This window comes from Phocaeicola sartorii JCM 17136 = DSM 21941 (assembly GCF_054653615.1).
Genome location: NZ_BAAIFW010000005.1, coordinates 314,362 through 328,943, shown reverse-complemented (window position 1 = coordinate 328,943; position 14,582 = coordinate 314,362). Strand labels below are relative to the sequence as shown.

The 14,582-nt window shown below is 39.5% G+C and carries 4 protein-coding genes and 1 pseudogene; all 5 read right to left on the bottom strand.

All coding sequences use genetic code 11. From position 1 onward, the window contains the following. Nucleotides 1-29: 29 nt before the first annotated feature. The 5 genes and pseudogenes from ACYQ0C_RS01555 to ACYQ0C_RS01535 all read right to left on the bottom strand — a co-directional run bounded on the left by ACYQ0C_RS01555 (nt 30) and on the right by ACYQ0C_RS01535 (nt 14,582). Entirely contained in the window at nt 30-1,625 is a 1,596-nt protein-coding gene (locus tag ACYQ0C_RS01555; protein ID WP_235783088.1) for a RagB/SusD family nutrient uptake outer membrane protein, read from the bottom strand. Nucleotides 1,626-1,687: 62 nt separating this feature from the next. Next, nucleotides 1,688-4,803: pseudogene (locus ACYQ0C_RS01550) on the bottom strand (SusC/RagA family TonB-linked outer membrane protein). A gap of 39 nt (nt 4,804-4,842) precedes the next feature. Beyond that, entirely contained in the window at nt 4,843-6,870 is a 2,028-nt protein-coding gene (locus ACYQ0C_RS01545) for an alpha-galactosidase (protein ID WP_016275301.1), read from the bottom strand. A gap of 207 nt (nt 6,871-7,077) precedes the next feature. Further along, nucleotides 7,078-11,112 (bottom strand): hybrid sensor histidine kinase/response regulator transcription factor, encoded by a 4,035-nt coding sequence (locus tag ACYQ0C_RS01540; RefSeq protein ID WP_016275300.1) that lies wholly within the window; start codon nt 11,110-11,112, stop codon nt 7,078-7,080. A gap of 128 nt (nt 11,113-11,240) precedes the next feature. Then, entirely contained in the window at nt 11,241-14,582 is a 3,342-nt protein-coding gene (locus tag ACYQ0C_RS01535) for a DUF5107 domain-containing protein (protein ID WP_016275299.1), read from the bottom strand.

Sequence of the window (14,582 nt, the reverse complement as noted above, 5' to 3'; positions counted from 1 at the left end):
TTCTATATGCCTATCGATTAAACCTTCTTTTAATATCCCGGATTCTGATCATCAGGAGTTAATGCTGAGTTATTATTAATTTCAGAATCAGGAATAGGATAACGCATGTGATAGTCTTCAATTGTTCCGGATTCTTTTGCCCAGCGGTTACGTTCTTTTATCAATTTTACAAACTGACCCGTTCTGATAAGATCCATACGTCTCCAACCTTCAAAGCAAAGTTCACGTAAACGCTCATTCAAGATTTCAGTTCTAAATTGTTCCTTAGAGAAGCCAGTCCATTTCTTATCAGCAGGTAAATTCCCTCCCCAAGCACGTGTACGGACATCATTCACTATTTTCATCGCTTCTTCCGTTTTTCCTGTTTCATTCAGACATTCTGCCAAACAAAGCAATACATCAGCAAAACGAATCATCGGATAATTCTTTCCCACACGATAATAGCTTCTATTAGGTACATTAGGAAAATCTGGAGCAAAACGGTCAACACGTCTATCTTCCCATTTCTTTATATGTGGATCCAGTTCATCAATAGCATCTGTAGGAACTGTATATTTCTTTCCATCATACTCCCATTCATAGCGCAAATTGACATTTCTGCGCAAATCGCCTTCTTCCCAAACGCCACCATCTTCTTGCATGCTATACATATAAACAGTAGGCATAATAACATCCCATCCGCCCAAATAGCATTCTTCTGAATAACCGGCCTGTCCTAAGGTTTTGGAACCCATATCCCATTGCCATCCGCTTCTTCCATTATCATTTGGCTCATAATCAATTTCATAAACTGATTCCGGCGAATTGAATTCCAATGTTCCCCATTCATCAAACAAGGTGCCATAGTCAGGTTCCAACGAATAACGTCCATCATTAATTTCTTCAAAATAACCAATAGCTTTCTCAAAATCACGATAGCCGCTTTCTACTTGTGCGTACATGTGAAGCTTTCCCAACATAGCCAGAGCAGAGCCTTTAGTGGCACGCGGACCTGTTTGCCTACCACTAGCCAAATTCTGAGAAGCGTAAGTAAAATCATCAAAAATTTGTCCCCAGACTTCAGGCAATGGTCTTCTTGTGTACTCTATATCAGTCTGTTCAAGAGAAGGGAAATCCACAATAGGTACTTCTCCCCAATGCATAGCCAGCTCAAACATAGACATAGCACGCATAAAACAAGCATTAGCCTTTAATTCTCTGATTTTTTGCATTGTCGCCTCATCTCCTCCTTTTTCTTCCAAACCGGTAAGACCACAAATAGCCAATGAAGAAGTATTGATAATGGGCCACTTACTTTTCCACATTGCTGATATCTTATCAAGCGAGCTATTAAGCTGACCATTGTAATAATCAAATCCAGGCTGGCTGGAATAAGTAATCATTTCTTTAATGCCTTGTTGAGCTTCATCCGTACCAATCATATAGAAAGTAAAACCTTCTCTAGCCACTTTGGAATTACGGAAACTAACATATAGGCCATCTACGGTAGGCTCCAGTCTGTTCAAATCTGAATAAATCTGATTAGCAGTCAAAGCACTTTGCGGTTCCTTATCCAAGAAATCCTGGCAGGAAGTTGTACCTAGCAGGCACAGGGATGAGACTAATAATGTATGTATTGTTTTCATAGATTTCATTTTACATAAACGTTATTGAATTATTTATAAACTGTTCTTTCTTCAGAGAATGCTTAGAAACTTACATTCAAGCCAAATACGAACATCCTTGTAGGAGGATACCAGTCACCGGTTTCCGGATCATATCCTTTATACGGAGTCCAACAAAAGACATTGGAAGCCGTAGTATAGAATCTCACATTATCCAATTTCATTGTATTAACCAATTTCTTAGGAAGTGTATAAGCCAAAGTCATTGTTGACAAACGCAAGTAAGAAGCATCTTGTACGGAAAAGTCCATTTGTCCGGCATTAAACGTATTATAAGAAGGAGCTCCATCATTTCCGTCATGCAACATCGGGCGTGGGAACTTTGCATCCGTATTTTCAGGTGTCCAGCGATCCAGTAAATCCACTGAAGCCAGAGAACGTCCCACACTTCCAACCAATGTTTCATACATGTAGCTCAGTTTCTTTGCACCATAAGAATAATTAAATACAAGATTCAACGAAAGACCCTTCCAACTAAGATCTGTACTGAAACCACCATAAAATTTAGGGTCAGGAGAACCTACTATTACCCGGTCGTATTCATCATTAATCTTTCCATCAGGCTTACCATCAGGACCTGAGACATCCAACGGATACAAATCACCCGGATTCACCTGTCTTCCCTGCCAATCTATTTGATTCAAACGATCCATGTCAGCAACCTGAGCGATGCCACCTGTGCGCCATATATAAATAGTATTACGCGATTCACCCAAGAAAAGGTTACCTTCTTTTTGCAAATTATGATCCCCATCGTATTTCTTGATAAACTGCACTCCATCACCATACAACTTAGTCACCTCATTACGGTCTCTCGAGAAATTAGCAGAAATGTTCCATTCCCAATCCTTGGTTCTTAGCGCATTTATATCTACAGTAAATTCAACACCTTGATTTTTAATTTCACCAATATTCTCTATTGACGTACTAAAGCCTGTTGTTTCTGCCAGATTTCTCGTCAGCAACAAATTATCATTAACGATATGGAAATAGTCTGCTGACAGTTTAATACGATTATTCAAAAATGCCATATCTACTCCAATATTAAACTGACGCTGCCCTTCCCAAGTAATATCCGATGTACCTCGTTTAGAATCTGGCACATAAGTAGTACTGCCTGTAGAAACGTTCGGTCTATATAAAGTCAAGAAAGCAAAGTTGTCAATTTCCTGGTTACCAACTACACCATATCCAGCACGCAGTTTCAACTGATCAAAAATAGTTTGTTTTTGCATAAAATTTTCTTCAGCAATATTCCATGCAGCAGAAAAAGAAGGGAATAACCCCCATCTATGTCCTTGGGCAAATTTAGAAGAACCATCATAACGGGCTGTTACAGTTAAATAATACTTACTTGCATACGTATAATTAGCACGCAAGAAGTAAGACATCAATGAAGAAGAATAGAAATCAGAACCTAATTGTCTGTCAGCTAGCTTCTCTGATGCTCCAATGTTATGATAACCAAACAAATTAGAATCAAAGCCACGTCCTATAGCGTTGGTGTAATTACGTGAAATATTAGAAGCACTTGTACCTAACACAGCATTGACACGATGAACATCTGCTAAAGTTGTATCATAAGAAACTGTATTGTCCCACTGCCAGGTCACCACATTGTCTCTGTTATGGGAAGCTTGTCCCTTATTAGAATAACGAATCGCCTGTTGAATATCATTGGGTTGATATCTAAATGTTTGCTCATCCAAATAATTCACTGAAAAAGTAGTACGGAAGTTCAATCCTTTAACAGGATTAACATTCAAAAAGTTAGAACTAATGATACGATTTCTTATTCGATCATTTTCAATACGCATAGTACCTAATGGATTAAAGTAGTTTTCATCAACATAGCCACCATAATTCAATGTCAATAAGTCATAATCAATTGGTAACATCGGATTGGCTCCACGGGCTTTATCGAAAACTTCATCACCATCACCAAGCTGTGATTCAGTACGTACATACGAAGTATTGGTTCCTACTTTTAACCAAGGCTTAACATTATATTCCGCATTAATACGGCCTGAAATATTCTTATTATTCAAATTTCTCACCATACCTTGTTGATTGGCATAATTCAAACTAAGGAAGAAAGAGCCTTTTTCACTTCCACCTGAAAAACTCAATGAATGATTATGCTCAATAGCGTTACGTGTCACCTCATCCATCCAATCATAGTCTTGAAAAGAAGGGTCATTATAAGCATCTATTTCATATTGGCCAAATACATAGCCACCGCCCCCTAATGGATTATAAGGAGTCATAATACGATTTTGCAGATTTGCATTAATCTCAGCTTCTGTTGCATTGGGATGACGAGCCGCAAAGCTATTCATGGCAGCATCTCTACGAAGTTCAAACAATTGCTTAGAGTTCATCGTCTCGGGCATATTGGCATACGAGCGAACGCCAATCCATCCATCATAACTCACCTTACCTTCTCCCTTAGCACCTTTCTTGGTTGTAATCAAACACCATTTGCCGCACGTGATCCATACAATGCTGTAGCCGATGCATCTTTCAATACTTCAATAGAAGAGACATCATTCAGATTAACAGAATTAAAACCGCCACCATAATTATCCATCACCAAACCGTCCACTACATAAATCGGATCAGTAGAACCGTTAATCGTATTGATACCTCTTACCTTAATAGAAGAGTTATCACCTGGTTTTGCTGCCGTATTAATCAACACACCAGCCACACGTCCTTGTAACGCTTGATTAATATCAGTCACCGGTTTTTCTTTCAATACCTCAGAACTAACACTGCCTACAGCTCCTGTCAAATCACTCTTCTTCATCGAAGTACCTACAACAACCACTTCGTCTAATGTTTCAGTATCTTCCGCCATCACCACTTTGACAGGTTGGTTACCCATCACTTTTACATCTTGGGCAACATATCCTATATAAGAAATATGTAATGTTCCCCCCTTCTGAACTGATAATGTAAATTTACCATCAAAATCGGTAATAGTCCCATTGGTTGTACCTTTTACCACTACACTTGCACCAATGATAGGTTCGGATGTAACATCCACCACCTGTCCTGTAACCGTTATGTTCTGTGCCAACATATTGCAGCAACAAAACATGATAAGGATTAAATTAATAAGCCTAATTCTTTTCATAATTTGTAAATTTAAGTACGATTTAAAGTTTATATTGGTTTATTCTTCCATTTTGAAAATTGCGACATCACATGCAGGAACCGTTACTTCCAGGTTAGTCTTAGCAGTACTTTCAATGCCACTCCATAATTCTTTCAACTTATATTCCTTTGACGAATCCAACCCCAGACGCTCTAAAGCTGTAGTCATCTTCAACTCTTGATCCATATAGTTGAACACCGCATAATAAGCCTTACCATCCTTATCCATGCGTACAAACTGATTTTCTGACTTTTCACCATTCCCATCTACAGGATGAAAAGATTCCCCATTGGCTATGGCATTGATCTCGGCATTCGTCAAATATTTCATCGCCTTCTCTTTCACCTCTTTAGAACCGCCTTTGCTGAAATCATCTCCAGCAATGAAAATTCCAGTGATAACCCCCGAAGTGACACGCGCTCTGTTCTCACCATCTGTAGCATCGCGCAATACAATATGGTCAGGATCATTAAACAGATAGACCTTATCCTGCCACCAACCGTATGAAAGTGCATTCAAGGTATATTCGGTATCCTTCATCTTATTCCATGCATCACAAGCAATTCTTCTGGACTGAGCATAATGAGCAGGAAAAACAGGAGAAATAGAAAGATTGATATACATATCACCAAAATATTTGTCAAGCAATTGCATTCCATAATTGTATCCCTGAATACCTGTTTGTATTTCCGGATTATACCATTTGTCGGCTTCCATTGCTCCATGTGTCATAAAGTCCATTTTCACATATTCAAAGCCGGCCCGATGGAATAGCTCCGATGTATGCTTCATCATAGCCTCAATAGCCGGATGGGTAGGATCAACAGCATAAGCTCCGTCTAATTCCTGCGGTTTTCCATTTGCATAGAGATACACATCTTTATATTTATATCCCGGCATTTCTTTTATTTCACGTTCAGGATTTTTGGCCCAATCAGTAAACGGAGTCCAATAAACGCCGGCGACCTGACCGTTTGCCTTACATCTATCCACAAAAGCTTTCAACTCCTCTTCTGAAAAGCTATTCCAGCCAGAATCCAAACCTGTATAGACCAGATTATCCGAATTCACAAAATGATGGGACTGCAAATTCTCTTTATAAAAATCAGAAACTTCCAACGCTTTCGGATAGGTCAGATTAAATTGTAACGCTCCCCAGCTGTTCCAGCCAAAAGGAACAGCTTTATCCCAAGCCTTGGGAGGAGCAATCACAGCATTAGCCTGAGCGTATTCTTCCATACCTTCACGCCAGTCTTTAAAAAATCCTACTAAAATTTTAGGTGACTTGATTTTCGTACCTTTCAATGCACCGTGAGGTTTCGAATCACGTGTTGTCTTATCGGCAACACCGCCATAACATACCAACGAACCTACATTATATATATTACCTTTACCTATTGTTATACCTGTTTTCCAAGAATCATGTTCTACAGAACCTACCACCACAGCTTCACGGTCATCATTATTAAATATGGCAGTAACTTCATAACTAGTCAGTTCTGTAAATGTGAGCGGATGAGATTGATATCTGATCCAACAGTCATTATCAAAAGGGATGAAAAGCGCACGATTATTTTCTCCCTGGTTCAATACTTCAGGCATTTGGTCCACATTGACCGGTGCCATATAATTCGAGGCTATTTCAGTCGTACTCTCCAAAGTGAAATCTGTCAGCACATAATCCTTTGCCGGATATACATAAAAAGATTGAACCAGTGCAGGCAGATTATTCCCGGTATAAGTCACCTCATAATGATATCCTTCTCCAAAATGATCATTGATTTTTTTGGTAGAAACATGATGCTTTGCATAATCACGGGTAGAAACAACACTGTCGGCCAGCTTATAAGATGCATATACATTATCATAAATAAGCTTAGAGCCTTTGCTGATATCAATACCATTAGCGTGAGCATCGTACTCCAAAGACCATTCACCGACATTCAGATTTGCACTTTCAGCGCACCCGGACAAAATAAGACCGGAAACGCCCAATGCAGAAACACAGAGAAACAATGATTTTAAAGTTAACCAATTATTCTTCATAATATTATTAGTTTGTCAAAGAGATAAATTTACTTAAGGTCTGCTTTACTGTCCGGAATTCTTTTCCTTTCAAGCATGGTCAAAAGTAGGCATATCTTGACAACCTGTTAATATACAAACGCTGCAATAAATAGGATTTTTGCAGCAATGACGCATCCACACCCGCAGAATCCGCAAATGCATCATTTTTTGCTGCATTTCTTTCAATCAGAGATTCTCCGTCAGATCTATTTTAACTTTTTCCTTGGATGTTTGATACTGTTTCTCAAACTCTTTCGGGGTCATTCCGAATTGTTTCAGGAATAATTTGCTGAAGTAAGATGAAGAGTTTATTCCTACCATATAACAGATATCCCCAATACGATACTTACCTTCCTGAATCAATTCGGCCGCTTTTTTCAAACGGATCAACCGGATAAAATCTATGGGTGAAAGATTGAATAGAATCTTTATTTTCCTCAACAAGCTGGAACGGCTCATACATAAGATATCAGCCATACGTTCCACATTGAAATTTTCATCCGAGATATTCTCTTGAATCACATTGATCACTTTATTCATAAACTCCTCATCCGCCTTGTTCATCTGCATATTATGCACAGGGAAAAAAGGACGTTTGGAGAATGCCTCACGCTCTTTCCTTCGATTACTGAGTAAAGACAAAATCTGAGTCTTCAAATAATTGAAAGAAAAAGGCTTTTCCACATAAGCTTCCGCTCCTATCTTCAATCCGTTAATCTTACTCTCCAAATCGTTCTTGGCAGTAAGGAAAATAACCGGAATATGGCACAAATCAATATCCGCCTTTATTTCCTTACATAATTCATAGCCATTCATCACCGGCATCATTATATCACTGATGACCAAATCTATGTGATTACTACGTAAAACCTCCAACGCTTTCTGTCCATTCACAGCGGTTTCTACTGTAAACAAGGCTTCCAATCGTTCAAAAATAAAAGATCTCATACTTTCATTGTCCTCTACTAACAATAAAGTATAACCTTTCATCTGGTCTGTTTCTGTTGATGTTTCCTCATCCAATACTTCAATATTTTGCTCCACAACCTTCTCTATTTGCTGCCTTACTTCCTCTTTATTCAAAGGAATGGTCAAAACAAATGTATTCTCCGGTTGTTCTATATCCAAATAAAGCCTGCCTTTATGCAAAGTAGCCAGCGAACGAGCTAAAGGTAATCCTATGCCTACTCCCATCCGAGCTGCATCCTTCTTCTTCTCCAACTGATAAAAGGGTTCAAAAATCTGCTGGCTGGAGGATTCAGGGATCTTTTCTCCGTCACTGACAACACGAACAGTAAAATCTACTTCATCTTGGGATAAATCTATTGTAATAGTATGACGGGCATATTTCAAAGCATTATTCAACAAATTGCTCAATACTTTTGTAATGGCCTCCTTATCTATGGCAGCCATAATTCTTTCTTGGGGAATATGCTGCAATAATTCTTTCTGCTTTTGCAGAATAGTAGGCTCAAAACGAGCAATCGTTTCATTCAACAATGCCGTTACATCAACCGTTTCAAATTTCAGCTCAAATTTACTCGCTCCTATTTTCTGAAAATCAAGCAACTGTCCGGTCAGATCCAATAATCTCTTGGTATTCTGCCCGATTACTTTCAAATTCTTGTTCAATTTCTGGTCCTTGATATCCATTTCCTCAATAGCTTCCAACGGACCATTAATCAATGTCAAGGGCGTGCGCACCTCATGAGCTATTTCAGTAAAGAAACTGACTTTTGATTCATAGAGTTCTTTCTCCTTCTCAATTTCAAATAATTTCTGCTTTTCTTCCATCTGTTTCTCCTTACGTCTTTTATACCAGAAGAACCAACAAAGTACGACACAGATTCCCCATATAATGTACAGAAAATAAGCCCAAACAGACTGCCACCAAGGAGGCAGGATAACAATAGATAAAGAACGGGTAGCATAGGGACCTTCCTTGACACTATTGGTAGCCCGAACTTGCAAAGTATAATTTCCCGGAGGCAATTTTGCATAAGAAATATTCTGATTACTTGCCGCCCTGATCCAATCTTTATCCAACGGAACCAATTTATAATAGTATTGATTGGACTCCGTAGTGGAATAACTTAATAAAGCAACATCAAAACTAATATTTGACTGATCATAAGGCAACACGATCTCGTCCGTATGTTCTATACACTTTTTCAAAGGAGAATTAGGAGTATGAACCGTTATCTCCTGATTGTAAATACTAAATTTTGAGATATAAACAGGTGGCAAGAAATTAATTTTTTCCGAAGAATCAGGATCAAAGGCAATCAGTCCGTCTATACCGCCAAAATAAAACTTACCATCCTCCCCCTTCAAAGCTGACTTATAATTAAACTGGTTCCCTAATAAACCATCCTTAGTAGTATATACCCGCACGTCTTTCGATTCCGGGTTAAACCTGACCAGCCCCCGATTTGTCCCGAACCATAAATTTGATTGCTCATCTTCCAATATCTTATAAGCCACATCATCCGGCAAACCGTCTTTAATGGAAAAAGAGGTAAAATCATCCGTTTGAGAATTGTAACGACAAATTCCACCACGATCAGTGGAAATCCAAATCCGCCCTTTACTATCCTGCATTACCGAACTGACAGAATTGGATCCCAATGTATTCTCCTTACCTTCCTCATAAGTATATTTTTTAAAGATATTCTTTCCCGGATCATGCTTCCATAACCCGCTTCCCATGGAAGCGAACCATATCATTCCATCCTTATCTTGAAATGCATCGAAAATCCAATCAAAACCCACTTCTTCCACCTTTTCAAAATGAAAACTTGCAGGAGCCGCTTTATAAAGTCCCCAACCTGTGCCAATCCACTTATATCCTGCCTCATCTATAAAGAAAGTATAAACACTTCCTTCTCCTATATTCAACTCCTCTGGAGTATAATGACAAACTTTATTCTCAGGTAACTGAATCACATCCAATCCTTGCTTGAACAAGCCGCAAAACAGTTGGTTTCCTTTAACAAACATCCCCAAAGTAACCATGTGACTCCCTTTATCACCATCCACCGGATGCAATCGGTTTACCTGCCCGGAAGCAATATCCAATATATTAATTCCGTCGTCTTCAGTTCCAACCCATATATTGCCCTTATTATCAGAAGCTAGTTCCCTTATCCGTTTTGTAGTCAACGAACGTCCGTCACTTCCTGGTACATATTTATCAAATAACAAGTCATGATGAGGCAGATAATTCACCCCACCAAACATGGTTCCTAACCAAATTCCATCTTCACGATCCCGATAAATAGTATAAATAATCTTATCCGACAAGCTGAACGGACGCATCAAGTCTTGTTTCAAATGAACTATTTTATTCTTTTTTTCATTTACCACAAACAAACCTTCATAAGTTCCCACCCACAGTTCATCGTCAAAACAAGCCACATTACGTACAAATGTATGGTCAGCTTCCGGTATGTCTATTTTTACCAACTGATTCGTACTGGGATTATATTTCATCAATTCCCCTTCATGAACAGCCATTGCAATCCAATCGCCATAATTACAAATAAAATTAATATTCTTTCCTTTTAATGAATACCCGGTTTTATCAACACAATATTGTTCAAATCTATCCGTACTCCCATTATATCGGAAAAGTCCGACTCCCCATGTACCAACCCAGACCTCTCCATCAGGACGCACCAGAATACACTCCGGAGCTTCTGTCTTAAAATGCTCTTTGTTGGTGACTTCATAAAAATAAAGTTTCTCATTCCTATAGCGAAAAACTCCCTGATCAGGAATTACAATCCAAATATTGCCTATAGAATCCGCTACAATATCAGATACCCAATTATTCATATTCACCCCTTCTTCCGTCTCCTGATTCATGAACGTGAATATATCCGAAGTCGGATTATAACGATAAACTCCTCTATCCGTCCCGACCCATAACTGACGTTCCTTATCTTCAAATAATGCAGAGATATTATGATTTCCCGTACCGGCCACATAGTCATCACAATCCATCTGCACAATAGAAGTTCCGTCAAAACGGTTCAAACCATTCTTTGTACCAAACCACATAAACCCGTAACTATCCTGAATAATAGCTTTCACATTACTTTGTGACAGCCCATTCTCACCCGTTATATGAGAAAAATAAAAATTGGACAATCCCCTATCAACAGCCTGTAATGTAAATACAACATACAAACAACATATAATGAGCCAAGTCTTTTTCATAGTTTGCTTGAAATTTTAGTCAAAGATAGAAAAAAAAAGGATAAATAATACCAATATAAAAGAAATAGAGGGTCACCCCTCTATTTCTTTTCACGAATAACCATTACAAATTCCCCCATTCTTTTCTTTCATACAGCACACAAATTACGATGGATTTGTCCACCTTGATGGTTAATATCCAATTCTCGCACCTTATCCAAAAAATCAATGGCTTTTCCCATCTCACGCAATCCCAAATAACCCAATCCCATCACATAATTGCAATGAATGCGGTTACGTTTATCCAAGTCGTCTTTCCAAATAGCCAGATCAGGCAGAGAAACAGCAAAATAATCAATCCGGCAGTGGTCAAACAAATGCTTCTCACCATGCTTTATCAATTTGTTAAAGCAGCTACGTGCCTTATCCTCTCTGCCCAATGCACGCCATGCCAGACCTTGATAGAAAATCTTATCGGGTTGTTGGTCATTGTAGAAGAAAGCCTGTTGTGGTTCTGAAGAACCAATGGTCGCTTTGGTAAAACAATCTATCGCTTGTTGCTCATTTCCCAAGCCACGAAGCGCCTCGCCTTTATAATACCAGATATCATTCTCCTCAGCATTTGCCAATTTTCCCTCACCTAAATTAACCGGATAAACATCCGTCTCATTTAAAAGGGCTAAAGCATCGGCATAGCGTTTTTCACTTAAAGCAATCTTTGCTAATTCTACACGACACAATACATATTGTCCGGTGATTTTTCCTTCTCCTCCTTCCCATGGATGGAAATTACGCGCGGCAATCAATTCTTTTGCTTCAGCATAGCGGCCTGATTGATTATACAAAGTGATACGTTCAATGGAAAGATCATCACGCTGCTCTACTTCGGGCAGATGTGCTTCCAAAAAAGCCAAACGTTCACTATGCGGCCGCCCTAAACGTTTATAAAGTTGATCCAACTCCATTAATATACGAGAATCGTGCTCATCCAATGCATAAGCTTTTTCCAAAGTTTCCAAGGCTTTCTGCTTGTCATCGCGTTTATTATAATAAGCCAACGACAAATTACGCCATACGGTGGGATATGCCGGATTTATGGCCGCAGAATGTTCCCAACAGGCAATGGCATTGTCATACTGACGGTTAGCATACCAGAAATTACCTAAACTATATGCCGCTTTTGCCCCATGAATATTCAGACGTAAGGCATCTTGAAGAATCAATACTTCTTCTATACGATTCGGGAAACAATATGAATGATTCTCTTTTTCTGCCCGCTGATAATATTCCAATGCTTTACTCTCATCTCCCTTACAGGTATGGAAATATCCCATTGCATAATAAACGACAGGATATATTTCTGTAGTTCCGGTGACATGGCATTCCAGTAAAGATAGAGCTTCCTCATACAATCCGGCAGCAGCAAAATCCAATGCGTATTCTATATATCCGTGTGCCCAACCACGCATCAACTCTTTCATTTCCTCCAATACTTTCACATCCCGGGTTAACAGATAATGTTCAAAACGACATCCCATATTAAAACGATCTATCTGCAATGATTCGGATACGAGTGCCAAAGCTTCCTCTTTACGTCCCAACTTGCGCAGAATGGAAGTTTTCAACTGACGCGCCTTGTGATTATGCCAATTGCGAATCAATGAACGGTCTATCTTATCCAGAGCACTTTCATACTTTCCTTTACGAGTGTCAAGCTGCGCCAGAGCATAATAAGCCGCATCCTGCCAAGCAGCATTCCATGCCGACTTGAAAAAAGCATCATAAGCCTCCTCCCACTTCTGTTGCATCATACAACTCCAGCCCAAATTATAATAAGGTTCACCGTCATAAGGATTCGGATTACGTTCTGTCAAGGTTTCCACCGCTTTCCGGAAATAACTTTCCGCCATTGCAAATTGTCCTTTACGCATCAACAGTAGTCCTACTGCATTGTTGCAACGTACATCTCCCGGCTCACGTCTTAACGCTTCCTTATAATAATCCATCGGATTATAAGTGGCATGCCGATATTGTTCCAAATGTAATCCTGTCAAAAACAATTGCTCGATGGAAGCAATATCCTGAGGATCTTTAGCAGCCTTGGCAGGATCAGGAATCGGTTTGATTTCCGGTTTATCCGCCTGATAGGAAAGCAAAACGGCACCTTCTTTATCACGAACCTCCGCACATACGTCCTCTTCTTTTAGCCCTTCCGCCGCAAAAGTCGTAACAAACGGCTCTGATGGTGAAACCTGTGTAGTTCTGTCCAATAAGACAGTTCCTTTTATATCCTTCACTATAATGCGTACCCCACTATTCACTCCCGTAGTATAAAGTAGCAGACGAGCTTTACCTTCTTTTATCTCCAAATTCAACAAAGCATCTTTAGTTGCGTTTTTCACATATCCCACCTCACTGTAAGGCATAAAATACTGTACCCATGATTTTTCTTCGTAGGGTTGCAACCAAGTGAAATCCGGCTGATTGTCTGTGTACATACCGGTCATCAGTTCAATATAAGGGCCGTCCTCATCAGTCAGATTACGATCCCAAGCCTTACCGAAATCACCATTTCCCCATGTCCATTGTTTCTTTCCCGGAGAAACATGATGATCGGCCACGTGCAGAAGTCCCCCACGAACATCTTCTTCATAGCCACCCACAAAATCATATTTAGACTTGATAGCCATATATGATGTAGGAACCGGAATATTCTTATATTTAGAGATATCCACACCAGCAGAATAATCCTGCTTATAATAAACCCCTGTAGCAATAGGGAAAGAAGAGACATCGCGCTTGCCGTGATCGAACACCGCATTCACATCAGGCGGGAATACCGAATGATAATGGTCATTGACCACCACTGCAGGGTTGGCCCACCACAAGAAAGTCTGAGGGAAAGACGTACGATTATAAATCTTCACTTTAATTTCTATATAAGCCTTGCCCGGATAAAGCGTAAATCCCTGCATACCTTTAGTACGAAACATTCTCTCCACTTCATTGCACCATATTGTCTTACTGCCATCCGCATTTTCCTCTATCAAGAAATCAGTAGGCAAAAAAGTAGAAGGACGGTGATGCTGAGGCCAGTTAAATTCGATTCCTCCAGAAATCCAAGGTCCTGTCAATCCCACCAATGCCGGTTTCACCACTTGGTTATAATAAACAAAGTGACGTTTCTTCACCTTATCATAAGCCATGTGTATACGTCCTCCCAACTCGGGAAGCACCATCACCTTAATGTATTCATTCTCGATAAACAACGCATGATATTTCTTGTCTGCTTTCTTATCTGAAATCTTCTCGACTACCGGATAAGGATAAACAGCTCCACAACTTCCCTGATAAACTCTCTTTTCAAGAAAAATAGGATTCTTCTCTTCCTCTCCTATCTCATAAGTAGGAAGCATAATATCTTCCTCCCATGCACGCACCTCACTGCCATGAACGGTACTTTGAATTAAATATTGAGTTATTTTTTCCAT

Coding starts and splice junctions, on each gene's coding strand:
- ACYQ0C_RS01555 (WP_235783088.1), bottom strand. CDS start 1,625: ATGAAAACAATACATACATTATTAGTCTCATCCCTGTGCCTGCTAGGT.
- ACYQ0C_RS01545 (WP_016275301.1), bottom strand. CDS start 6,870: ATGAAGAATAATTGGTTAACTTTAAAATCATTGTTTCTCTGTGTTTCT.
- ACYQ0C_RS01540 (WP_016275300.1), bottom strand. CDS start 11,112: ATGAAAAAGACTTGGCTCATTATATGTTGTTTGTATGTTGTATTTACA.
- ACYQ0C_RS01535 (WP_016275299.1), bottom strand. CDS start 14,582: ATGGAAAAAATAACTCAATATTTAATTCAAAGTACCGTTCATGGCAGT.